20 protein-coding genes are annotated in these 22,250 nt (G+C 71.1%); 14 read left to right on the top strand and 6 right to left on the bottom strand.

The genetic code is table 11. The features are described from left to right. Positions 1–33 precede the first annotated feature (33 nt). Positions 34–1,236, top strand: a complete 1,203-nt coding sequence (gene ispD, locus LPW41_RS15595; RefSeq protein WP_230705351.1) for a 2-C-methyl-D-erythritol 4-phosphate cytidylyltransferase — start codon at positions 34–36, stop codon at positions 1,234–1,236. Here ispD and LPW41_RS15600 read toward each other — a convergent pair. Continuing rightward, complete coding sequence (locus tag LPW41_RS15600) at positions 1,233–1,694, bottom strand: GNAT family N-acetyltransferase (protein WP_230705352.1); 462 nt, start codon at positions 1,692–1,694, stop codon at positions 1,233–1,235. The genes ispD and LPW41_RS15600 overlap by 4 nt on opposite strands. A 68-nt stretch (positions 1,695–1,762) precedes the next feature. Here LPW41_RS15600 and cysS point away from each other — a divergent pair, with 68 nt between their 5' ends. Both cysS and rlmB read left to right on the top strand, forming a co-directional pair. Next, positions 1,763–3,163, top strand: coding sequence for a cysteine--tRNA ligase (cysS, locus tag LPW41_RS15605; RefSeq protein ID WP_144833842.1), 1,401 nt, complete (start codon positions 1,763–1,765; stop codon positions 3,161–3,163). Next, a complete protein-coding gene (rlmB, locus tag LPW41_RS15610; RefSeq protein WP_144833844.1) occupies positions 3,156–4,151 on the top strand; it encodes a 23S rRNA (guanosine(2251)-2'-O)-methyltransferase RlmB in 996 nt (331 codons plus the stop codon). Before cysS ends, rlmB begins: the two co-directional genes overlap by 8 nt. 4 nt (positions 4,152–4,155) lie before the next feature. Here the strand turns inward: rlmB and LPW41_RS15615 are convergent, their stop codons facing one another. Continuing rightward, positions 4,156–5,160: a ketopantoate reductase family protein gene (locus LPW41_RS15615; protein WP_144833846.1), complete on the bottom strand. Its 1,005-nt coding sequence runs from the start codon at positions 5,158–5,160 to the stop codon at positions 4,156–4,158. A gap of 142 nt (positions 5,161–5,302) precedes the next feature. Between LPW41_RS15615 and LPW41_RS15620 the strand changes: the two genes are divergently transcribed. From LPW41_RS15620 to LPW41_RS15630, 3 genes are read left to right on the top strand one after another with little or no spacing between them, the layout of a single operon-like run. Continuing rightward, complete coding sequence (locus LPW41_RS15620) at positions 5,303–6,769, top strand: amidohydrolase family protein (protein WP_144833848.1); 1,467 nt, start codon at positions 5,303–5,305, stop codon at positions 6,767–6,769. Between the two features lie 9 nt (positions 6,770–6,778). Beyond that, positions 6,779–7,090 (top strand): Dabb family protein, encoded by a 312-nt coding sequence (locus tag LPW41_RS15625; protein WP_144833850.1) that lies wholly within the window; start codon positions 6,779–6,781, stop codon positions 7,088–7,090. A gap of 5 nt (positions 7,091–7,095) precedes the next feature. Continuing rightward, the gene (locus LPW41_RS15630) at positions 7,096–8,151 is read left to right on the top strand and encodes a zinc-binding dehydrogenase (protein WP_230705454.1); all 1,056 of its coding nucleotides are present in this window, start codon (positions 7,096–7,098) and stop codon (positions 8,149–8,151) included. Positions 8,152–8,157: 6 nt separating this feature from the next. On the opposite strand, the gene LPW41_RS15635 is transcribed toward LPW41_RS15630, so the two are convergent. Together LPW41_RS15635 and LPW41_RS15640 are read right to left on the bottom strand one after the other, a co-directional pair. Then, positions 8,158–8,850: a helix-turn-helix domain-containing protein gene (locus tag LPW41_RS15635; RefSeq protein ID WP_144833854.1), complete on the bottom strand. Its 693-nt coding sequence runs from the start codon at positions 8,848–8,850 to the stop codon at positions 8,158–8,160. 118 nt (positions 8,851–8,968) lie between these two features. Beyond that, complete coding sequence (locus LPW41_RS15640) at positions 8,969–10,009, bottom strand: ketopantoate reductase family protein (protein WP_144833856.1); 1,041 nt, start codon at positions 10,007–10,009, stop codon at positions 8,969–8,971. A gap of 125 nt (positions 10,010–10,134) precedes the next feature. Between LPW41_RS15640 and LPW41_RS15645 the strand changes: the two genes are divergently transcribed. The 8 genes from LPW41_RS15645 to LPW41_RS15680 all read left to right on the top strand — a co-directional run bounded on the left by LPW41_RS15645 (position 10,135) and on the right by LPW41_RS15680 (position 20,947). Next, positions 10,135–11,568: an amidohydrolase family protein gene (locus LPW41_RS15645; protein WP_230705353.1), complete on the top strand. Its 1,434-nt coding sequence runs from the start codon at positions 10,135–10,137 to the stop codon at positions 11,566–11,568. A 134-nt stretch (positions 11,569–11,702) separates the two neighbouring features. After that, entirely contained in the window at positions 11,703–13,082 is a 1,380-nt protein-coding gene (locus tag LPW41_RS15650) for an amidohydrolase family protein (protein ID WP_230705354.1), read from the top strand. After that, positions 13,079–14,104, top strand: coding sequence for an ABC transporter permease (locus LPW41_RS15655; protein ID WP_154097479.1), 1,026 nt, complete (start codon positions 13,079–13,081; stop codon positions 14,102–14,104). The genes LPW41_RS15650 and LPW41_RS15655 overlap by 4 nt, the downstream gene beginning before the upstream one ends. Before the next feature lie 103 nt (positions 14,105–14,207). Next, positions 14,208–15,395 (top strand): substrate-binding domain-containing protein, encoded by a 1,188-nt coding sequence (locus LPW41_RS15660; protein ID WP_144833864.1) that lies wholly within the window; start codon positions 14,208–14,210, stop codon positions 15,393–15,395. Then, positions 15,395–17,908 (top strand): ATP-binding cassette domain-containing protein, encoded by a 2,514-nt coding sequence (locus tag LPW41_RS15665; protein ID WP_230705355.1) that lies wholly within the window; start codon positions 15,395–15,397, stop codon positions 17,906–17,908. The genes LPW41_RS15660 and LPW41_RS15665 overlap by 1 nt, the downstream gene beginning before the upstream one ends. A gap of 50 nt (positions 17,909–17,958) precedes the next feature. Further along, positions 17,959–19,341: a Xaa-Pro peptidase family protein gene (locus tag LPW41_RS15670; protein ID WP_144833868.1), complete on the top strand. Its 1,383-nt coding sequence runs from the start codon at positions 17,959–17,961 to the stop codon at positions 19,339–19,341. Beyond that, the gene (locus tag LPW41_RS15675; RefSeq protein ID WP_230705356.1) at positions 19,341–20,246 is read left to right on the top strand and encodes an NAD(P)-dependent oxidoreductase; all 906 of its coding nucleotides are present in this window, start codon (positions 19,341–19,343) and stop codon (positions 20,244–20,246) included. The genes LPW41_RS15670 and LPW41_RS15675 overlap by 1 nt, the downstream gene beginning before the upstream one ends. After that, positions 20,243–20,947 (top strand): SDR family oxidoreductase, encoded by a 705-nt coding sequence (locus tag LPW41_RS15680; protein ID WP_144833871.1) that lies wholly within the window; start codon positions 20,243–20,245, stop codon positions 20,945–20,947. Before LPW41_RS15675 ends, LPW41_RS15680 begins: the two co-directional genes overlap by 4 nt. Here the strand turns inward: LPW41_RS15680 and LPW41_RS15685 are convergent. Beyond that, positions 20,940–21,623: a GntR family transcriptional regulator gene (locus LPW41_RS15685; protein ID WP_230705357.1), complete on the bottom strand. Its 684-nt coding sequence runs from the start codon at positions 21,621–21,623 to the stop codon at positions 20,940–20,942. The genes LPW41_RS15680 and LPW41_RS15685 overlap by 8 nt on opposite strands. Next, positions 21,620–22,144, bottom strand: a complete 525-nt coding sequence (locus LPW41_RS15690) for a VOC family protein (protein WP_144833875.1) — start codon at positions 22,142–22,144, stop codon at positions 21,620–21,622. Before LPW41_RS15690 ends, LPW41_RS15685 begins: the two co-directional genes overlap by 4 nt. Positions 22,145–22,250: the final 106 nt, after the last annotated feature.

The raw sequence follows: 22,250 nt of genomic DNA on the forward strand, positions 1-22,250 counted from the left end.
CCGGGGTGCGTCGGCTCGCGCTAGCGTGATCGGGTGACTCTCACCCCCGTCCCCCACCTCGCGGTCATCGTCGTCGCGGCCGGCTCCGGCACCCGCCTGCGCGGGGGAGCACCCAAGGCGTTCGTCGGCCTCGACGCCCGGTCGATCCTGCACCACGCGTTGCGGGGCGTGTTCTGCGCCCCGGCCGCGCAGGTCGTGGTGGTCGTGCCCGAGGGCTACGAGGGCGACGCGACGACCGACGCGCTCGACGCCGCGGGCGACCGGGGCGAGCTCGTGACGGTCGTCACGGGCGGAGCGACCCGGCAGCAGTCCGTCGCCGCGGGGCTCACGGCCCTGTGGGGCGATGTCGACACCGTTCTCGTGCACGACGCCGCCCGGGCGCTGACCCCGGCCGCGGTGTTCGAGCGCGTCGTGGCGGCGCTCGACGACGGCGCGGTCGCCGTGATCCCCGTTCTCCCCGTCGTCGACACGATCAAGCGCGTCGACGGAGCGGGCCGGGTCGTCGCCGCGGTGGATCGGTCGGAGCTCGCCGCGGCCCAGACGCCGCAGGGCTTCCGACGATCCGTGCTCGAGGCGGCCGTGGCATCCGCCGACGCGGACCACACCGACGACGCCGCTCTCGTCGCCGCCGCCGGGCACCCCGTCGTCACGGTCGAGGGCGATGCCCGCGCCTTCAAGGTCACGACCGCTCCCGACCTCGAGCGTGCCCGTTCGCTCGTCACGGCCGCCCCCGAGGTCGAGGCCGCGCCGACACCGGCGACCGGCATCCCGCGCGTGGGCCTGGGCACCGACGTCCACGGTTTCGGCGGCGACGGCATCCTCTGGCTCGCGGGCCTCGAATGGCCGGGGGAGCAGGCGCTCTCGGGCCACTCCGACGGCGACGCGGTCGCGCACGCGATCGTCGACGCCCTGCTCGCCGCGGCGGGGCTCGGCGACATCGGCACGCACTTCGGCACCGATCGGCCGGAGTTCGCCGGCGCGCACGCCACCGCCTTCCTCACGCACACGGTCGGCCTGCTGGCGGCGGCCGGGTGGCGGGTGGGCAACGTCGCGGTGCAGGTGCAGGCCAATCGCCCGCGCTTCGCCGCGCGTCGCGTCGAGGCCGAGCAGGCCCTCTCCCGCGCCCTCGGCGGCGCCCCCGTCTCGGTGAGCGCGACCACCACGGACGGCCTGGGCTTCACGGGACGCACCGAGGGGGTCGCGGCCTTCGCGACCGCGCTCGTCGTGCCGGCCTAGAGCTCGCGCGTCATGAAGGTCGACAGCGGGTCGGGTGCGTACGGCGCGAACGCCGGGCACTCCACGAAACCCTCGCTCGCGTAGAGCCGCCGGGCCGCGACGAAGTCGGCCGTGCTGCCGGTCTCGAGCCAGAGGCTCCGGATGCCGCGTTCTCGCGCATCGGCCATGATGCGACGCAGGATCGCGCGGCCCACACCGCGACCCAGGTGCGCCTCGACGACACGCATCGACTTGAGCTCCGCCCGCTGGTCGCCGAGGTCTTTGCAGGCGCCGATGCCGGCGATCTCGCCGTCGATCCAGGCCGACCACACGGTCACGCCGTCGGAGGCGAGGCGATCGACGTCGAGGGCGTGGACGCTCTCGGCCGGGGTGTTCTCGTGCATTCCGGCGAGGTGGGCGGCGACGAGGGCGCGCGTGGGTTCTCCGGACAGGTCGTCGGGGCGGATGGTGAGGTTCACGTCGGCACCCTAACCGCTGCGTGTTTCACGCACGGGTCGCCGCGAGGGGCGGCCGGTAGGCTGGCCCGGTGACCGTTCGGCTGTATGACACGAAAGCGCAGGAGCTGCGCGACTTCGTTCCCCTCGACCCCTCGAACGTCACGGTCTACGTCTGCGGGCCCACCGTGCAGTCCGGTCCCCATATCGGTCACGTGCGCGCCGCCCTCGCCTTCGATCTGCTGCGCCGATGGCTCGCCCACCGCTACGGCCGAGTCACGTTCGTGCGCAACGTCACCGACATCGACGACAAGGTGCTCGCCAACGCGAGCGACGACGAGCCCTGGTGGGCGTTGGCCTATCGCATGGAGCTCGAGTTCTCTCGGGCGTATGCCGCCGTCGGCATCCTGCCCCCGACCTACGAGCCGCGCGCGACCGCATCGGTCACGCAGATGCAGGAACTGATCGCCGAGCTCATCGAGCGCGGTCACGCCTACGCCGCCGCCGGCGACGTGTACTTCGACGTGCGCTCGTGGCCGGCCTACGGCGAGCTGACCCGCCAGAGCCTCGACGCGATGGAGTCGGCGACCGACGCCGATCCCCGGGGCAAGCGCGATCCGCGCGACTTCGCGCTGTGGAAGGGCTCCAAGGCCGACGAGCCCGCCTCGGCCACCTGGGCATCGCCGTGGGGCGCCGGACGACCCGGCTGGCACATCGAGTGCTCGGCGATGTCGCGCCGATACCTGGGTCCGGAGTTCGACATCCACGGCGGCGGTCTCGACCTGCGCTTCCCGCACCACGAGAACGAGATCGCCCAGTCGACTGCCGCGGGTGACGCCTTCGCCCGCTACTGGGTGCACAACGGCCTCGTCACCGTCGACGGACAGAAGATGTCGAAGTCGCTCGGCAACTTCACGCTCGCCGCCGACGTGCTCGACGCCCACGACCCGCTCGTGGTGCGCTACGCCCTCGCCGCGGCGCACTACCGCTCCAACCTCGACCTGAGCGAGGCGTCGTGGGCCGAGGCCGAGTCGGCCCTCGGTCGCATCCGCAGTTTCCTCGAGCGCGCCGAGCGCGTCGCTCGCCCGGGCTGGTCGGAGGCGAAGGAAGGCCTTCCGACGGAGTTCGTCGAGGCGATGGACGACGACCTCTCGGTGCCCCGGGCGCTGGCCGCGATCCACACCAGCATCCGGTCGGGAAATGCGCTGCTCGACGCGGGCAAGTACGATGAAGCGAAGCAGGACGTCTCGGACGTCCAGCAGATGACGCTCCTCCTGGGGATCAATCCGCATTCTCCCCAGTGGAGCAGCGTCGGCGGAGGAGCCGAAACCGCCGCTCTGGACACCCTGGTCCAGACGATGATCACGCAGCGCGCACACGCGCGTGCGGACAAGGATTGGGCGGCCGCGGATCGCATCAGAGACGCGATCGCCGCCGCAGGAATCACGCTGGAAGACACTCCAGCCGGAACACATTGGAGTATCGATGGCTAAGCCTGGACGCCCGGGAGCACGCAACCCCGGCAAGAAGAAGGGGCCGCTCAAGGGCACCGGCGGGCACTCCCGCAAGGCGCTCGAGGGTCGCGGTCCCACCCCCAAGGCCGAGGACCGCGCCTGGCACCCCGCCGGCAAGCGCAAGGCCGCCGAAGAGCGCTATGCCGCCGCCGGCGGTAAGGGCCGCCCCGGTGTGCGTGCGGTCGGCAACCCCAACCGCAAGAGCCCCAAGGCCGCCGACGACACCGAGACGGTCACCGGCCGCAACTCCGTGCTCGAGGCGCTGCGCGCGAAGATCCCCGCCACGGCGATGTACATCGCCCAGCGCGTCGAGATGGACGACCGCGTCAAGGAGATGCTGTCGATCGCGACCAACCGCGGCATCCCGGTGCTCGAGGTCACGCGCCCCGAGCTCGACCGCATGGCCGGCTTCGATGGCGTGCACCAGGGCGTCGCGCTCAAGGTGCCGCCCTACTCTTACGCCCACCCGCAGGACCTGCTCGAGCAGATCATCGACCGCGGCGAGGTGCCGCTGCTGGTGGCCCTCGACGGCGTCACCGACCCCCGCAACCTCGGCGCGATCATCCGCTCGACGGGCGCGTTCGGCGGTCAGGGCCTGATCATTCCGCAGCGCCGCTCGGCGAGCGTCAACTCCGCCGCCTGGAAGACCAGCGCCGGAGCGGCCGCCCGCATCCCCGTCGCGCTCGCGGCGAACCTGACGGCGACGCTCAAAGAGTTCAAGAAGCAGGGTGTGTTCGTGCTCGGCCTCGACGGCGACGGCGACGTGTCGCTTCCCGCCCTCGAGCTCGCCGACCGCCCCGTGCTGATCGTCGTGGGCTCCGAGGGCAAGGGCCTGTCGCGCCTGGTCACCGAGACCTGCGACCAGGTCGTGTCGATCCCCATCTCGACGGCGACCGAGTCGCTCAACGCCGGGATCGCGGCATCCGTCGCCCTGTACCAGGTGTCGACGATGCGCGCGGCGCGCTGACGGCTCAGGCCGGACGCATCCGGTCGAGCGTGGCGAGGGAGGGCTCGAACTCGCCGCGCTCGATCGCGTGCCCGACCGCGACGATCGCGTCGTTGACGGGAGTCGGGATGCCGAGTCGCCGGCCCGCCGCGACCACGGCGCCGTTGATGTCGTCGACTTCGCTGCGACGACCCTTGCCCCAGTCCTGCAGGACCGTGGTGGTGGCCCCGGGCACGGTGAAGCGCGAGTAGAGCACGTCGAGCATCGTGTCGACGACGTCGTCGGATTCGGCGATGGACGCCTCGGTCAGCCCGAAGATCGGGAGCACTCGGTGCTCACCCGCGACGCGCAGCGCCTCGCGGCCGGCGTCGAGCATGAGCTCGCGCATGCCCGGGACCCGGATCGCGTCGACCATGGGCAGGCCGAGCGCCGCCGTCGGGACGAGGACCGAGGCGTTGCTGACGAGCTTCATCCACTTCGCCGATCCGATGTCGTCCACCCGGGCGACCTCGCCCGCGTGCGAGAGCACGTCGGCGACGTCGGGCCCCCGTGGGGCCGTGGCGTCCACGGCGAACCACGAGCGTTCCGGGTCGACGTGACGATGCACGATCCCCGGCTCGGTCATGGTCGAGGAGATCTCGATGACCGTCCCGACGCAGCGATCGGGGCCGACCACGTCGGCCACCGTCTGCGTCGTCATGCCGTTCTGCACCGCCGCGATGGCCCCGTCGTCCGCGAGGTACGGCTCGATGAGGGCCGAGGCCCATCGCGCGTCGTAGGCCTTCGTCACCAGCAGCACGAGGTCGAACCGCTCCCGCAGGGTCGCCACCTCGCACAGGTGCAGCACCCGCGGGTGCACGTGGCGCGTGCCCGAGGGAGTGTGCACGCGCAGCCCCTCCGCCCGCATGGCTTCGACGTGCGCGGGCCACTGCTCGATGAAGACCGGGTCGAGACCCGCGTCGATGAGGTCGGCGCCGATCGACGCTCCATTGGCGCCGGTGCCCAGCACGGCGATGGACGATATGGACATCGTGCTCCTTCGTTGGAGTGAGAGCGAACGCATGGGGTGTGTGCCGCGACTTAATCCAACAATGCTGAACGAAAAGCGGACTCTTGCCGGATCCTACGAGAGAGTGTAAACCAGGAACGAACATTCTCGATGGGGAGAAGCCATGACCGAAACCGCACCCGCGGCCGAGCAGTTCTCGGCCGACCGCCCGTTCGTCTTCCGAGGCGCCACCGTCATCACGATGGATGAGCAGGGCGTTCTCGACGACGCCGACGTCCTCGTGATCGGTCGCGACATCGCCGCCGTGGGGCACCGACTCGAGGTGCCCGAGGGCACCCTCGAGATCGACGCCTCCGGGGGCATCGTGACGCCGGGCTTCGTCGACACGCACCGGCACATGTGGCAGTCGGCGTTGCGCGGCTTCGGCGGCGACTGGGCGCTGAGCCAGTACTTCGTCTTCTACTACTTGAACTGGGGCGAGGTGTTCCGCCCCGAGGACGTCTACGCCGGCAACCTCCTCAGTGCCCTCGAGTCCGTCGACACGGGCGTGACGACGACCCTGGACTGGTCGCACGGTCTGCGCACCCCCGAGTACGGCGAAGCCGCCCTCCAGGCACTGCGCGAGATCCCGGGGCGCTTCGTGCTCGGCTACGGCAACTACCTCGGCGCCCCATGGGAATGGGCGAACGCCCCCGAGTTCCGCGACTTCGTCTCGCGGAACTTCTCGAGCCCGAACGACATGATGGGCCTGCAGCTCGCCTTCGACGTGCCCGGCGCCTCCGACTTCCCCGAGCGCGGCGCCTTCGAGGCCGCACGCGACCTGGGTCTTCGCGTCACCACGCACGCCGGTGTGTGGGGAGCGACCACCGACACCGCCATCACGCAGATGTACGACGCCGGATTCATGACCCCCGAGGTCTGCTACGTGCACTCGGCGTCGCTGAACGAGCAGAGCTACCAGAAGATCGCGGCCACCGGCGGCACGGTGTCGGTGGCCACCGAGTCGGAGCAGAGCGCCGGGCAGGGATACCCCTCGACCTGGGCGATTCGCAAGCACGGGATTCCGGCCTCGCTGTCGATGGACACGAGCGTGTGGTGGAGCGCCGACTTCTTCTCCGCGATGCGCGCCACCCTCAGCGCCGACCGATCGCGCGACCACCTCGAGGCCCACGCGCGCGGTGAGACGATCGTCGCGAACCGCCTCCGGGCGGAGGACGTGCTGCGGATGGCGACCATGGGCGGCGCCCTCTCGCTCGGGATGGAGGACCGCATCGGCTCCCTCACCCCGGGCAAGCGCGCCGACATCGTGCTCATCAAGAACGACGAGTCGCCCGCGATGACGCCGATCCTGCACCCCTACGCCCACGTGGTGTACCAGGCCGGCACGGCCGACGTGCACACCGTCGTCGTCGACGGACGCGTGGTGAAGTACCAGGGCGTGCGCATCGGGCTTCCGCTCGCGCCCGTGCGCGACAAGGTCGCCGCCTCGGTCGAGTACGTGCGCTCGAAGCTCGGCGAGAAGGCGTGGGCCGAGGGCATGCACCCCGAGATCCCCGTCGACGAGGCGATCGAGAACCCCTACCGCTACACCGACGGCGACGCGCACGTCGTCGCCCGTGCCCAGGACTGAGAGGACCGCATGATCCTGCACGCCGCGCTGTTCACCTGGAAGGCCGACGTCGGCGACGAGGAGGTGGAGGCGCTGACGGCCGCGCTCGAGGACATGGCATCCGCTCTGCCGATGCTGCACGCCTATCGCTGCGGGCCCAATCTGCGCCTGCGTCCGAGCCCCAGCGACTACGGCGTGGTCGCCCTCGTGGACGACGACGCGGCGCTGACGGCCTACCTCGACTCGCCGCAGCACGCGGCGGTCTACGACGCGCACCTCGCGCGCATGATCGAGACGCGCCAGGCCGTGCAGATCGTCGTGCCCGACGGAACCGCGCTGTGACGCGCATGCGCGCCGCGGTGCTCCACGCCGCGGGAGACCTGCGCATCGAGGAGAGGGAGATCCCGACGCCGGGACCGGGCGAGGCGCTCGTGCGCGTCACCGGGTGCGGGGTGTGCGGGTCGGATGCCACCGAGTACACCCGCGGCCCGGTGCTGACCGAGCTGCCGGTCGTGCTCGGACACGAGTTCACCGGGACGATCGAGGCGGTCGGCGACGGCGTCGATCTCGCCGTCGGAGCGCAGGTGGTGTGCGGAGCGGGGATCTCGTGCGGGCGCTGCAAGCCGTGCCGTGCAGGACGCACGAACCTGTGTCGCCGGTACCGCACCGCGGGACTCCAGGTCGACGGGGGACTGGCCGAGTTCGTGGCGGTGCCCGCGGCGACCCTGCTCGATGTCACCGCGAGCGCCCTCACCGCCGACACCCTCGCCCTGGCGCAGCCGATGGCCATCGCCGTGCACGCGGTCGCCCGCAGTGGACTGACGGCGGGACAGGATGCCGTGGTCTTGGGCATCGGCGGCATCGGGGCCTTCCTCACCCACGCGGCGGCGGCCGTGGGGGCGCGCGTGCTGGCGGTCGACCGCTCCGCGGAGAGGTTGGACCTGGCGCGCGCGCTCGGAGCCGAGTCGACGCTGCTCGCCGGAGAGCGCTCGCTCGCCGAGGCTCTCGCGGACGCCGGTCGTGAGGCCGACGTGCTGTTCGAGGTGAGCGGCTCGCGGGCCGGCTGGGACGAGGTGGTCGCCGCGGCGCTTCCCGGGGCGGTGCTCGTGCCCGTCGGCATCCAGCGCGACGAGATCCCCGTGCCGCTGGGCGCGTGGACTCTGCGCGAGTACACGATCGTGGGCACCGTCGCGCACGCGATGGCCGCCGACCTCCCGCGTGCCGTCGAGTTGCTTTCCGCGCGCGCGGACTGGAGCGACCTCGCCTCCGAGGTCCTTCCGCTCGACGAGGTCGCCGAAGGGGCGCTCGTGCCGTTGACCGACGGGGGCGCGCGTCAGATCAAGACGGTGATCGACCCCGCAGCAACGCAGCGTCGACCCGCGCGCCACGGATCGGCGCGCTGAGCGCGCTCAGCGATCGAGGTCGTCCATCGCGCGCAGCACGTCGACGGCCGAGCCGATCGTGTCGCGCGGGGCGCCGAGGTTCTGCCCCGCCGAGGGCATGGCCTGATTGTGCTCGCGGCGGCCGACGACGAACCAGATCCCGCGGGCGATCGCGTCGCTGCTGTTGACGTAGAGATGCGGTCGCACGGAGTCGAAGTGCAGGCTGTCTCCGGCGTGCAGCGTGAAGGTGTCGAACTCGAGGCGGAGCGTGAGCTCGCCCTCGAGGAGATAGGCGTACTCCATGCCCGCGTGGCGCATCATCTTGCCCTCGACCGAGCTGGACGCCCCGGGCTCATAGGTGACGAGGAGGGCGTCAGCGGGTCCGGCTCCGGCGGCGAGGCGCTCCCAGCGCACGCCGTTCTCCATGTCGAGCACGGCGTTGTCGGCCGCGTGCTGCACCGTGGGGTCGCCCGCCACGGGCTCGGGGGCGGGGGCTGCCGCGCCCACGTGCGAGGTGGGCGAGACGCCGAGCAGCTCGTCGATGGAGATGCCGAGGTGGGTGACCATCGCGTACAGGGTCGAGACGGAGGGCTGGGTCTTGCCCGTCTCGACCTGCGAGATCAAGCTCGCCGAAACCCCGAGCGCGGTGGCCACGCTGCGCAGGCTGAAGCCCTTCTGCAGCCGTGCGTCGCGCAGTCTGCTGCCGATGTCGTCGGTCATCTCGGCGCCTCCTCGTCCGAGGGCGGCGATCCCCGTCACGGAGCCCCCGCCTCTCGGGGGTCCACGCTACCCGCCGCCGTGCGCCGGTTCTGTGCGCCGCGCCTGAACACCCGCGGCCTCAGCCCCGCCGAGGCACGTCGAGGAGGATCTCGAGGTTCGCCGTCGACCGCGGCATCCGCCCCGCCTCGATCTCGCGCGCGAGGTGGACGGTGTGGGCGTTGTAGGGGGCGTCCTGCCCCGCGGCTTCGAGCACCGAGACGATCAGACCGTTCACCTCGGCGTACTCGCCGTGCCGGTCCTTCATCCAGTCCTGCAGCACCGTCGTCTTGGTGTCGGGCAGCGAGAAGCTGTCGAGCACCGCCCCGAGCAGGTCGGAGGCGTAGCGGTCGGGATCGGTCACGGCGTCGTCGGTGAGGCCGAAGATCGGAACGAGACGGCTGCCGTCGGCGAGAGCCGCGCGGGCCGCCTCCTTTCCGCACTCGATCATGAAGTCGTGCACGCCCGGGAGCGCCACGGCCGACGCGAGGGGGAGGTCGAGGATGGCGGAGGGTACGAGCTCTCCGGCGTTGGCGACCAGCTTCATCCACTTCGAGGAGCGGATGTCGTCGGAGACGTCGACCCGACCGGTGTGCGAGAGCACGGCTTGGATCTCGGGTTCGCGGCCCCGGGCGGAGTCGTCGTACGCGCCGACGGCGAACCAGGAGCCGGCGACGGGCGTCTGGCGGTTGACGATGCCGGGCTCGAACATGTTCGAGGCGACCTCGATGACCGCGCCCATCGTGCGGTGCGGCCCCACCGCGGCCGCGATCGCGTCCTGCGTCATGCCGTTCTGCAGCCCCACCACGAGACCGTCGTCGGCGACGTGGGGGGCGATGAGCTCGGCGATCCACCGGGTGTCGTAGGCCTTGACCACGATGAACACGATGTCGAACGGCTCGCGCAGGGTCGCCACCTCGCACAGGTGCAGCGGGTGCACCGGTGTCACGTGCGTCTCGTCGGGCAGTCGCACCTCGATGCCGCGCTCGCGCATGGCCTCGACGTGGGCGGGCCACTGTTCGATGTAGGTGACGTCGAGTCCGGCGCGCAGCAGGTCGGCGCCGATGCTGGCGCCCTGCGCTCCGGTTCCGAGCACGGCGATCCGGGGGTTCGCTCTGGTCATGGGTCCTCCTCGACTCCGACAAGCGTTTGCTGTGACTTTACAAATCTGCGTGTGACTGTACAGTCGCGTGTAGTTCAGCACAACGTCGGGTCGAGGAAGACCCCACGGATCGCGAAGGAGCGAGCATGCGCACTCTCATCCGCAACGTGGCGGCGGCCACCGTCGATGATCGGCTCGGGGACATCCCGCGCACGGACATCCTCATCGAGGACGGGGTGATCCGCGAGATCCGCCCCGACATCTCCGTCGCCGACGCCGAGGTGATCGACGGCCGCGACAAGATCGCCATCCCGGGCATGGTCGACACGCACCGGCACACGTGGCAGACGGCGTTGCGCGGCATTCTCGCCGACGGCAACATTCCCGACTACCTGCGCGGGATCCGCCTGCACATGGCGCCGCTGTACCGCGCCGACGACATGTACGCCGGCAACTACGTCGGCGCCCTGGACGCCCTCAACTCCGGCATCACCACGGTCGTCGACTACTGCCACAACATCCTCGACCCCGACGGTGCGCACGCCGCGGTCACGGGACTGCGGGATGCCGGCATCCGGGCCCTCTACGCCCACGGGCTCACCCCGATCACCACCAACACCTGGAGCCAGTCGCGCGGCGGCTCGGCGGCCGGGTCGGATCCCGCCGCCCTCGCCACCCGTGCGCGGCTGGCGACCGAGATCCGCGAGCGCTACTTCTCCACCGACGACCAGCTCCTGCGCTTCGGGATCGCCCCTCAGGAGCTCGCGATCGCGCCCGTCGCCGACGTCGCCGCGGAGTTCCGCCTCGCGCGGGAGCTGGGGGCGCGCATCACCTTCCACGCCAATCAGGTCATGGTGCGCCAGCTCTTCCAGGACGTCGAGGTGCTGCACGCGCACGGGCTCCTCGCCGAGGATCTGCTGCTCGTGCACTGCACCTTCAACACCCCGCGCGAGTGGGAGCTGCTGCAGGGGAGCGGGGTGACGGTGTCGGTGTGCGCCGAGACCGAGATGCAGATGGGCATGGGATACCCCGCGATCGCGGAGAGCACCGCCCACACACCCGGGCCGAGTCTGGGCATCGACTGCGTCTCGGGCAACGGCGGTGACATGCTCTCGCACGCGCGGCTGGTGCTGCAGGCCTCGCGGTACCGCGCCGACGAGCCCGAGTACGCCGCCATGCGCGCGCCCCAGCGCATGGCGTGGACGACGCGCGACGCCCTGCGGTGGGCCACCCTGAACGGGGCGCGGGCGGCGGGCGTCGACCACCTCGTCGGCTCGCTCACGCCCGGCAAGAGGGCCGACATCGTGCTGGTGGACATGTCGGGCATCAGCCAGGTGGGGTGGAACCGAGAGGATCCGACCGGGGCGGTGGTCTCGCAGGGCAACGCCGGCTGCATCGACACGGTGTTCGTCGACGGGAAGGTGGTCAAGCGCGGGGGAGCGCTCGCCCACGTCGACGTGCGCGCGGCGACCGACGCGCTCGAGCGCTCCCACGAGCACCTCTACGCGCAGATGGGCGGGGCGCGGTCGTTCATCCCGCAGCCTCCGATCGACATCCCGCTGTACCGGGAACGCGCCTGAGGTGTAGTTCGACTGCACGTTGTGCAGCAGAGTGGTAACAAATACTTGACATGTTCAGTCAGGCTTTTTAGCATCCAATCACGAAACACCACCGGCGCGACGACGCTCCGGTTCGACGAGGGAGTCACCATTCCATGAGCACGCGCACGCTGCTGCGGGGAGGGACCGTGATCACCGCGGTCCGACCCGGCGAGGTCCTCACCGACACCGACATCCTGATCGGTGCCGACGGCACCATCGAGGCCATCGGTCGGGGGCTGGATGCCGCCGACGCCGAAGTGATCGACGTGCGAGGCCGCATCGTCCACCCCGGCTTCGTCGACACCCACCGCCACACGTGGCAGTCGGTCGTCCGCAACCTCGCGTCGGACTGGTCGCTGACCGAGTACCTCGCCGGACTGCACACGGGCCTCAGCAAGCACTTCCGCCCCGAGGACACCTACACCGGGAACTACCTCGGAGCCCTCGAGGCCCTCGACGCGGGGATCACCACCCTCGTCGACTGGTCGCACAACCTCGCCACCCCCGCGCACGCCGACGCCGCCGTCGCCGCGCTCAAGGACACCGGCATGCGCGCCGTCTTCGCCCACGGCGGCGGAGCCGACCAGTGGGGGAGCCTCCCCTCGGCCAACGTGCACCCCGACGACGCGCGTCGTGTCCGCGACGAGCACTTCTCCTCCGACGACGGCCTGGTCACGATGGCGCTCGCCCTGCGCGGACCGCAGTTCGTCACCCCCGAGGTCAACGTCGCCGACTTCCGCCTGGCCGCCGACCTCGACCTGCGCGTCACCATGCACGCGGGAGACGGGTACTGGGGCAAGTCCGGCCCGATCCGCAAGCTCGACGCCGACGGGCTGCTGTCGGACCGGATCACCTACGTGCACTGCTGCACGCTGGCCGACGACGAATTGCGCCTCATCGCCGACAGCGGCGGGACCGCCTCGGTCGCCCCCGACGTCGAGATGCAGATGGGACACGGCTTCCCCGCCACCGGCCGCCTGCTGCGCGCCGGCATCCGTCCCACCTTCTCGATCGACGTCTGCAGCTCGAACGGCGGTGACATGTTCGCCACGATGCGCACCGCGATCGGCATGCAGCGCGCCCTCGACAACGCCCCCTCGGTGGACACCGGAGAAGTGCTGGAGCGCATCAGCCTCACGTGCGCCGAGGTGGTGCAGTTCGCCACGATCGACGGCGCCCACGCCGCGGGCCTGGCCGACAAGACCGGCTCGATCGCGGTGGGCAAGGCCGCCGACATCGTGGTGCTCGACGACCGCTCGCTCGCCCTCACCCCGATGAACAACCCCATCGGCAGCCTCGTGTACTCCGCTCACCCGGGCCTCGTGCGTGACGTGTTCGTGCAGGGGCGCCGGGTGAAGAAGGACGGCGAGCTGGTCGGCGTCGACATCGCGAAGCTGAAGGCGGATGCCGAGGCCTCGCGGGAATTCCTGCTCGGCGAGATGCCCGAGGCACGCCTGGACGGCACCTGGCACCCCGCTCTGGTGACGGCATGACCGACCTCGCGGCACCCCCGCGCACCGCGCCCAAGGACCACGGTCCCGCCGCGCGCATGGTGCTCGCCTGGCCCGGCACCCGCGCGTTCATCGCGGTCGCGGCACTGTTCGTGATCAGCCCGCTGATCGCCCCGGGGAGCGTCGGACCGACGGCGATCGTGTCGATGCTGCCGTTCGCCGCCCTCATCGCGATCGTCGCGATAGGCCAGACCCTTGTGATCCAGCAGGGCGGGCTCGACCTCTCGATCCCGGGGGCCGTGACCCTCGGCGCCCTCATCGTGGCCCGCTTCGGCGGGGACGACGCCCTGGGGCTGCCCGCCGCGATCGTCACGGCCGTCGTGGCCGTCGCCGCGTTCGGCCTGGCCAGCGGTCTCGTCATCACCCTGTTCGGTCTTCCTCCGCTGGTGGTGACCATCGCGGTCAACGCGCTCATGATCGGCACGGTGCAGGCGGTCTCGGGCGGCTTCGCCACGCAGAGCCCCGACGCCCTCAACCAGTTCGCGCTGAGCCGCTGGGGCGGCATCCCCGTCCTGGTGTTCTTCGCCCTCGCCCTGACCCTCGTCATCCACGTCGTACTGAAGATGACCCGGCTCGGGCGCCGCTTCGAGCTGGTCGGTGAGAACCCCCGCAGCGCCGCGAACCTCGGCGTCGGCACCCGCGGGTACACGATCGTCGCCTACGTCCTGTCGGCTGCGCTCGCCGCGGCGGGCGGCATCCTCCTCGCGGGTCTGCTGCGCACGCCGACCCTGACGGCCGGCGACGACTACCTCCTGCCGTCGATCGCCGCGGTGGTCCTGGGCGGCACCGCCCTCACGGGCGGACGCGGCAGCGTCGTGGGCACGGCGCTCGGCGCCCTCTTCCTCGCCCAGCTCACGCAGCTGGTCCAGACGTTCACGCAGGCCACCGCCGTGCAGAACATCGTGCAGGCGCTCATCATCGGCGTCGGCATCGTCGCCCAGTTGCAGCTGGGCGGCACCACCTCCCGCATCCGGAACCTCATGCGACGTCGGCCCATGGTCTGACATCCCGATCGCCCTCGCCCGCGAGCCCTCTGCGGCCGGCGGCGCGGTCCGTCGCGCCCTCACCCGTTCTTCCACCCGATCACCACTCGAAGAGGAGTACCCCATGATCACCACAGCACCCGCGCGGCGAGCAGGTCTCGCCGCCATCGCCCTCGGCGCCCTCGTGCTCGCCGGTTGTTCGTCGACCAACAGCGCCGGCGGCGGAACCGGCGGCGAAGGATCGAGCAACCTGACCGGCGACATCGCCGCCGGCAGCACCGGCACGATGTCGCAGTTCACCGACATCTCGGGCATCTGCCCCTCCGACGAGAGCGAGAAGGTCTCGGTCGGCGTCGTGGACGGATACGGCACCAACACCTGGTCGAAGACCGTGCTCGCCGAGATCGAGAGCGAGGCGGCCAAGTGCGCCGCCATCTCGGGCGTCGAGTTCATCGCCGGTCGCGGCGACCTCGAGGCCACGACCTCCGGCATTACGAGCCTCGCGGCCAAGGGCACCGACATCATCCTCGTCATCCCCGACGCCGGCCCCGGCGAGGCGCACCTGCCCGCGATCCGTCAGGCCACGCAGGCCGGCTCCACCGTCGTGAACTTCGCCTCCGACCCCCAGGGCACGGCGGGCACCGACTACCTCGACTACGCCGACCAGATCCCCTCGTTCGTGGGCAAGTCGAAGGCCCAGTGGATCGTCGACCGGCTCGGCAGCGCCGGCGGCAACGTCGTGTTCTTCGGCGGCCCCTCGGGCGCCCTGGTCTCGACCCAGGAGTACGCCGGAGCCAAGGAGGTCTTCGACGCGAATCCGCAGATCACGCTCATCAACAGCGAGCCGATCTGGACGAACTGGGACCCGGCCCAGGCGCAGCAGGCCATGGCCGGCGTCCTGTCGCAGGGAACGCCCATCAACGCGATCATCGCGGACTACGGCGCATCCGCCTCGGGCGTGATCCGCGCGTACGAGGCCGCGGGCCAGACTCTGCCGATCCTCACCTCCACCGACGACAACTCCCTCAGCTGCGGCTTCGCCGACCTGAAGGCGAAGAACCCCGGCTACGAGCTCGCCACCGTGTCGTCGCGCACTTGGATCGGACGCGTGGCCCTGCGCAAGGCGCTCGCCGCGAAGTTCGGCACCGCGGATGACGAGCCCTCGCTGTACGAGCTGTCGCTGTTCGAAGACTCCACCGGTTCGGCCGAGGGGTCGAAGACGCCCGAAGAGGCCTGCCTGCCCGACGCGCCGTCCGACGCGACGCCGTCGACGCTGCTGAGCTCCGACGAGATCACGAAGCTGTTCGGCTGATGAACGAGACCCCCACGGCCGTGGCCTCCGCACTCACTCTCTCGGGCATCACCAAGACCTACCCCGGTGTCACCGCTCTCGACGCGGTCTCGGTCGACATCGCCGCCGGTCGCGTGCACGCCGTGCTCGGCGAGAACGGCGCCGGAAAGTCCACGCTCGTGGGGATCGCGGCCGGATCGGTGGTGCCGGATGCCGGGACCATCGGTCTCGCCGGCCGCGAGTTCGACCGCATCCGCCCCGCCGAGGCGCGCGAGGCGGGGCTGGCGATCGTCTACCAGATCCCCGCCCTGGCGCCCTCGTTGAGCGTGGTGGATGCCGTGCTGCTGCTCCTGCCGGCGAGCAAGCGCCCCTCGCGGCGCACGGCGGCGGCGTGGGTGACCGCCCACTTCGCCCGTCTTTCGCTGTCGATCGACCCGCACGCGCAGGTGTCGTCGCTGTCGTTGCGCGAGGCGCATCTCGTGGAGATCGCCGCCGCTTTGGCATCCGATCCCCGGGTGCTCGTGCTCGACGAGCCGACCGAGGCGCTCGGACCGGAGGAGACGGCCTGGCTGTTCGGCCAGGTGCGCTCGCTCCTGGCCGACGGGGTGGCGATCGTCTACATCACCCACCGCATCCCCGAGGTCATGGAGATCGGCGACGACCTCACGGTGCTCCGCGACGGGCGCGTCGTGGGCCGCGGTCTCGTTGAGGACTTCTCGGCCGACGAGGTCGTCGAACTCATCGTCGGACGCTCGCTCGAGACGACCTTCCCCGACAAGCCGGCCGCTCCGGCGGCATCCGAGACCCCCGCCCTCGAAGTCCTCGAGCTCAGCGGCGAGGGGTACGAGAACGTGTCGTTCTCGGTCTATCCCGGACAGATCATCGGTCTCGCCGGTGTCGAGGGCAACGGCCAGCGGCGCGTGCTGCGCGGCATCGCCGGCAACGGCTCGAGCGACGGCCGGGTGCTCGTGGGCGGGCGCGAGATCTCGGTGCGTTCGCGCCGATCCGCCGCGGCGGCGGGGGTCGTCTTCCTCCCCGGCGATCGCATCGGCGAGGCGATGTTCGGCAAGATGTCGATCCGCGAGAACGCCGTCGCGGGTGCACTGGGCGCCGCGATGCCCGGCGGCTTCGTCCGCCGTCGCCGCGAGTACGACCTGACCCGTGAGGGAGTGGCCGGTCTGGCCGTGAAGACGCCGCACTTCGAGGTGCCGGTGTCTTCGCTGTCGGGCGGAAACCAGCAGAAGGTGTTGTTGGCCCGAGGTCGACTCGGCGACCCGAAGGTGCTGCTCGTCGAAGACCCCACGCAGGGGGTCGACGCCGGCGCCCGCGTCGACATCTACGCCTTCCTGCGCGAGCTCGCCGCCTCCGGTGTCGCCGTCGTCGTGCTGTCGACGGATGCCGTCGAGCTCGAGGGACTGTGCGATCGCGTCGTGGTCTTCTCCCGCGGGCGCGTGCAGACCACCCTCGTCGGCGACGAGGTCGACGAGCGGGCCATCACGGGAGCCGCGGTGATGTCGTCGGAGACGGCATCGGTCGAGGTGGCCGTGCACGCGCGACGTTCGCGCTCGCGCAGCCTCTTCGCCGGCGAGACGCAGGCCGTCGTGCTGCTCGGGCTCGCGGTGGCCCTGTCGATCGTGACGTCGTTCGTGTCGTCGGCGTTCCTCAGCCCGCTGAGCATCAGCCAGCTGCTCGCGGCGGCGAGCGTGCTCGTCTTCGTCGGCCTGGCACAGCTCGTAGTGGTGATGACCGGGGGCATCGACCTCAGCATCGGCTCGGTCACCGCCTTGTCGGCCGTGATCCTGTCGTTCTTCGCGCAACAGGGCATCGCCTTCTTCCTCATCGGCGTCGTGCTCGCCCTGGCCGCGGGTGCCGCGGTCGGCTGGATCAACGGCCTGCTCGTCACCCGGCTCTCGCTGCCCCCGGTGATCGCGACGCTGGTGAGCTCGATCGCCGTGCTCGGGGTGGCCCAAGTGCTGCGCCCGAGCCCGGGGGGCGCCGCCCGCGCCGACGTGCTGACGCCCCTCGGCCTCGCGATCGCGGGAGTGCCGATGATCCTCGCCCTGGCCGTCGCGCTCGCCGTCGTGATGTGGTTCGTCATCCAGCGCACCCGCGGGGGCCGTGCACTGCGCGCCGCCGGGTCCGACCCGGTCAAGGCCAACCGCATGGGCGTGCGCGTGCCGCGCACCCGGCTGCTGGCATCCGTCGCCGCCGGCACCCTCGCCGCCGTCGCGGGTCTCGCGGTGTACTCGCGGTCGGGTATCGGCGACGCCAACGCCGCGCAGGCGTTGACGCTCACCTCGGTGACCGCCGTCGTCATCGCCGGCGCGAGCATCTTCGGCGGGTCGGGGTCGGCGCTCGCCGTCGCGGCGGCAGGGCTACTCCTGCAGACGGTGACGAGCGCCCTGGCGTTCCTCTCGCTCGGTCTGTCGTGGCAGTACTGGATCCAGGGCGCGTTCGTGCTGTTCGCGGCCGTCGTGCCGCTGGTCATGCTGCTCGTCCGCCGCCGCCGCCCCTCGAGCGTGCGGTCGGGCTGAACGCCTCCGACCGCGACATCCCCTCTTTCAGCCCTCTAGGAAGGCCCAACATGAAGAACACCGGAACCACGGGCACCAACGGTGTCGACTGGGAGGCGCGCGTCGACTTCGATCGCCTGCGCGACGAACGGCTGGCGCGGGTCAAGGCCGAGCTCGACCGCTCCGAGCTCGGGGCGGTGCTCGCCTTCGACTTCTCCAACATCCGTTACATGACGGCGACCCACATCGGCACGTGGGCGATGGACAAGCTCATCCGCTTCAGCCTGCTCACCCGCAACACCGATCCGATCTCGTGGGACTTCGGATCCGCGGCGAAGCATCACGCGTTGTACAACCCGTGGCTCGACGTCACGACCTCGGAGATGGATGCCGACCCCCACGCCCCGCACGAGGGCACGAAGCGTCCGCGCCTCGAGTCGGGTGCCCGCGCGGGCATCTCGACGCTGCGCGGGGCGTTCCCCCCGGATGCCGGCATCGCCGAGGAGGTCGCGCGCAAGATCAAGCGCGAGCTGGAGAAGTTCGGCGTCGCCGACCAGCCCCTCGGCGTCGACGTGATCGAACTGCCGATCCTCTTCGCGCTCCAGCAGGTCGGCATCCGCGTCGTCGACGGTCAGCAGGTGTTCATGGAGGCCCGGCGCATCAAGACCGGCGATGAGATCCGACTGCTGACCCAGGCCGCGTCGATGGTGGATGCCGCGTACGAGGACCTCTACCGCTTCCTCCGCCCCGGCGTCCGCGAGAACGAGGCCGTGGGTCTCGTGGCCAAGACCCTCTACGACCTCGGTTCGGAGTACGTCGAGGGCGTCAACGCCATCTCGGGCGAGCGGTGCTCCCCGCACCCGCACGTCTTCTCCGACCGGCTCATCCGCCCCGGCGATCCCGCGTTCTTCGACATCCTGCACAGCTGGAACGGCTACCGCACCTGCTACTACCGCACGTTCGCGGTGGGGTCGGCGAGCACGAAGCAGAAGGACGCGTACACGCGGGCCCGCGAGTACATGGATCGTGCCATCGCGCTCGTGCGGCCCGGTGCGACGACGGCCGACATCGTCTCGGTGTGGCCCACGGCGCAGGAGTTCGGCTTCGCCGACGAGGAGGCGGCGTTCGCGTTGCAGTACGGCCACGGGGTGGGGCTGTCGATCTGGGAGAAGCCGATCTTCTCGCGTCTGGTCTCGTTCGATCACCCCGAGGAGCTCAAGGAGGGCATGGTCTTCGCCCTCGAGACGTACTGGCCCTCGGCCGACGGATGGGGCGCGGCGCGCATCGAGGAGGAGGTCGTGGTGACGGCCGACGGATGCGAGGTCATCACCAAGTTCCCCGCCGAGGAGCTGCTCATCGCGGGCCCGCGTTACATCGCCGTCGGCGGTCCGCTCAACAACCAGCGCGACTCGCAGTCGCACTTGAACACCACGTGGGGCCGCGGGGAGCAGTGATGGCATCCGTCGGTTTCCTCGGCCTCGGCTCGATGGGCGCGGCGCTCGCGCGCCGGCTCGTCGACGCCGGTCACGACGTGCACGTGTGGAACCGCTCGCGCGGAGCCGTCGACGATCTCGTCGCGGCGGGCGCGGTGGCGTGCGCGGCCCCCGCGGACGCCCTGGCGTTCGAGGTGTCGTTCTCGATGCTCGCCGACGACGCCGCGGCCCTGGGGGTGCTGGATGCCGGCGCGGTGGCATCCGCTTCCGGAGGCGTCCACGTCAACCTCGCCTCCATCAGCCCGGCGGCGGCGGCGGAGCTGCGGTCGCGCTTCGCCGCGGCGGGATCGGGGTACGTGGCGGCGCCCGTCCTCGGCCGGCCCGCGGTGGCCGCGGAGGGCAAGCTCAACGTGCTCGTCGCGGGGGACGCGACCGCCGTCGAGACCGCTGAGCCGTTCCTGGAGCTCTTCGCCGCGCGCCTCTGGCCCCTCGGCGCCGAGGCTCCGACGGCCAACGCGGTCAAGATCGCGGTGAACTACGACATCATCCACGCGATCCAGGCGATCGGCGAGTCGGTCGCCCTGGTCGAGGCGCGGGGGGTCGACCCGCGCCTGTTCGTGGAGATCCTCACCTCGACGCTCTTCGGAGGAGTCGTCTACGGCGGGTACGGCGGAATGATCGCCGCGCAGGCGTACAACCCGCCCGGCTTCACCGTCGGTCTCGGTTACAAGGATCTGCGGTTGAGCGCCGAGATCGCCGCCGAGACGGGCACGCACCTTCCGACCCTCGCCGCGCTGACGGCCGTGTTCGAGCGCGCGCTCGACGACCCCGACCTGGCCGAGCTCGACTGGGGTGCGGCCGCCGAAGTGACCCGCCGTGGTCTGCTCGCGGCATCCGACGACGACGAAAGAGGAGGCGCAGCGTGACGCGCAGATATCTGGTGGTGGGCGGGACCTCGGGGATCGGGCGCGAGATCGCCGCCTCCCTCTCCGCCGACGGACACGAGGTGACCCTGACGGGTCGCGATGCGGGCGTCGCGGCGGCGGTGGCGGCCGAGATCGGACCGAACGTGCGGGGCATCGCCGTCGACATCTCCGAGCCCGAGCACATCGCGCCCGCCCTCGCCGACGTCGGTCCTCTCGACGGCCTGGTGCTCGCCGCCATCGAGCGCGACGCCAACACCGTGCGCGAGTACGACATCGCCCGCGCTCGGCGTCTCGTCACCCTCAAACTCGTGGGGTACACCGAGACGGTGCACGCGCTGCTCGATCGGCTCGTGCCCCAGCGCTCGACGGGCATCGTGCTCTTCGGCGGTCGCGCGAAGGACGCGCCCTACCCCGGGTCGGTCACGGTCTCGACGATCAACGGCGGGGTCGAGGGACTCACCACCGCGCTCGCGCTGGAGCTCGCGCCCCTGCGCGTGAACGCCCTGCATCCGGGGATCATCGGCGACAGCCCCTTCTGGGCCGGCAAGCCCTCAGGCGTGCTCGAGGCGTACTCGTCACGGACTCCCGGAGGCGAGCTGGCGACGATGGCCGACGTCGTCGATGCGACCCGTTTCCTGCTGCACAACGAAGGAGTCTCGGCGACCAACCTCTACGTCGACCGCGGGTGGCGCATCACCTGAGTGCGGCGTCGGCGTCGAAGATCTCCGGATGCCGCTCGAGCTCGATGCGCGTGCGTCGGATGTGCCGCTCGAGCACGTGCGCGGCCTCCTCGGCGTCGCCGCGGCGCAGGGCGGCGACGAGGAGGCGATGGTCGTGGTGGGCCGCGCCGTCGTGTCGCGCGTGCGCGGCGGCGACGAACGCGCGGCGATAGTGGTGCGTCCGGTTCCAGAGGCCGACGACGGTGTCGCCCAGCATCACGGTGCGTGCGGGGGCGTACGTGAGCAGGTGGAAGGCGCGGTCGTGCACGAGGAACTCCTCGGCATCCGCCCCCTCCATGAGATCGGCGAGACCGTCGAGCTCGTCGAGGTCGGCGGGGGTCAGCAGGGGAGCGCTGAGGCCGAGCAGCACCGGTTCGATCCGCTCGCGCACCAGATACAGCTCCTCGCACTCCGCGAGGGTCAGGCGCGAAACCCACGCGCCGGAGTTCGCGACGAGGGTGACGAGTCCCTCGGACTCGAGCAGACGCAGGGCCTCCCGCACGGGGAGGCGGCTCGTGGTGTGCCGGGCGGCGAGGTCTTCCTGCCGGATCCGCGTGCCGGGCGGGTGGACACCGCGCAGGATCTCGTCGCGCAGCACGTCGGCGATCCCGGTGCCGGCTCGCCCGTGATCACGCGTCGGGGTCAGGGCGCCGCTCATTCGGCGGGCCTCGCGGGGTGCCAGAGCAGCGTGGGCGCGTCGCGCTCGTACGCCTTGCCTTCGGGGGAGCTGACGAGCTCGAACTGCATGCCCCACGGCGCGCGGAAGTAGATCCACCGCTGCCCGGCCGATGCGGCCCCGCTGGAGACCGGCTCGCCCATCACCTCGACGTCGTGCGCGCGCAGGTGGGCGACGGCGGCGTCGAGGTCGTCGACGTACAGGGCGAGGTGGTGGCCGCCGATGTCGCTGTTGCGCGGGGGAGGGGCCTGCCCGTCGGCGGCGTCGTAGGCGAACACCTCGAGGTTGGTGCCCATGCCCAGTCGGTAGAAGCGGATCTCGCGGATGGCCGTGCGCGGGTGCACGCCGAGCTGCCGTGTCATCCAGTCGCCCTCTCCGCTGCGGCCCGGGAGGGTGTACACCAACTCCGCTCCGAGGACGCCGACGAGGAAGGTCTCGGCCTCGTCGAGATCGGGCACGGTGACGCCGATGTGGTCGCTGCCGCGCAGTCCGGGAAGTCCCATGCCGTTCTCCTCCATTGGATCCATTCGGACGTCTTCTGCGCCCATACTGCCGCACTTCTTCGGTCTCGCGCCTTGTATTGGAGACAATCGCATCGTACAGTGACGG

This window comes from Microbacterium sp. JC 701 (assembly GCF_021026215.1).
Taxonomy (GTDB): domain Bacteria; phylum Actinomycetota; class Actinomycetes; order Actinomycetales; family Microbacteriaceae; genus Microbacterium; species Microbacterium algihabitans.

Bases quoted from the DNA above. Each gene is read 5' to 3' on its own strand.
- rlmB (WP_144833844.1), top strand. From the start codon at position 3,156: ATGGCTAAGCCTGGACGCCCGGGAGCACGCAACCCCGGCAAGAAGAAG.
- LPW41_RS15615 (WP_144833846.1), bottom strand. From the start codon at position 5,160: ATGTCCATATCGTCCATCGCCGTGCTGGGCACCGGCGCCAATGGAGCG.
- LPW41_RS15620 (WP_144833848.1), top strand. From the start codon at position 5,303: ATGACCGAAACCGCACCCGCGGCCGAGCAGTTCTCGGCCGACCGCCCG.
- LPW41_RS15625 (WP_144833850.1), top strand. From the start codon at position 6,779: ATGATCCTGCACGCCGCGCTGTTCACCTGGAAGGCCGACGTCGGCGAC.
- LPW41_RS15630 (WP_230705454.1), top strand. From the start codon at position 7,096: ATGCGCGCCGCGGTGCTCCACGCCGCGGGAGACCTGCGCATCGAGGAG.
- LPW41_RS15635 (WP_144833854.1), bottom strand. From the start codon at position 8,850: ATGACCGACGACATCGGCAGCAGACTGCGCGACGCACGGCTGCAGAAG.
- LPW41_RS15640 (WP_144833856.1), bottom strand. From the start codon at position 10,009: ATGACCAGAGCGAACCCCCGGATCGCCGTGCTCGGAACCGGAGCGCAG.
- LPW41_RS15645 (WP_230705353.1), top strand. From the start codon at position 10,135: ATGCGCACTCTCATCCGCAACGTGGCGGCGGCCACCGTCGATGATCGG.
- LPW41_RS15650 (WP_230705354.1), top strand. From the start codon at position 11,703: ATGAGCACGCGCACGCTGCTGCGGGGAGGGACCGTGATCACCGCGGTC.
- LPW41_RS15655 (WP_154097479.1), top strand. From the start codon at position 13,079: ATGACCGACCTCGCGGCACCCCCGCGCACCGCGCCCAAGGACCACGGT.
- LPW41_RS15660 (WP_144833864.1), top strand. From the start codon at position 14,208: ATGATCACCACAGCACCCGCGCGGCGAGCAGGTCTCGCCGCCATCGCC.
- LPW41_RS15665 (WP_230705355.1), top strand. From the start codon at position 15,395: ATGAACGAGACCCCCACGGCCGTGGCCTCCGCACTCACTCTCTCGGGC.
- LPW41_RS15670 (WP_144833868.1), top strand. From the start codon at position 17,959: ATGAAGAACACCGGAACCACGGGCACCAACGGTGTCGACTGGGAGGCG.
- LPW41_RS15675 (WP_230705356.1), top strand. From the start codon at position 19,341: ATGGCATCCGTCGGTTTCCTCGGCCTCGGCTCGATGGGCGCGGCGCTC.
- LPW41_RS15685 (WP_230705357.1), bottom strand. From the start codon at position 21,623: ATGAGCGGCGCCCTGACCCCGACGCGTGATCACGGGCGAGCCGGCACC.
- LPW41_RS15690 (WP_144833875.1), bottom strand. From the start codon at position 22,144: ATGGGACTTCCCGGACTGCGCGGCAGCGACCACATCGGCGTCACCGTG.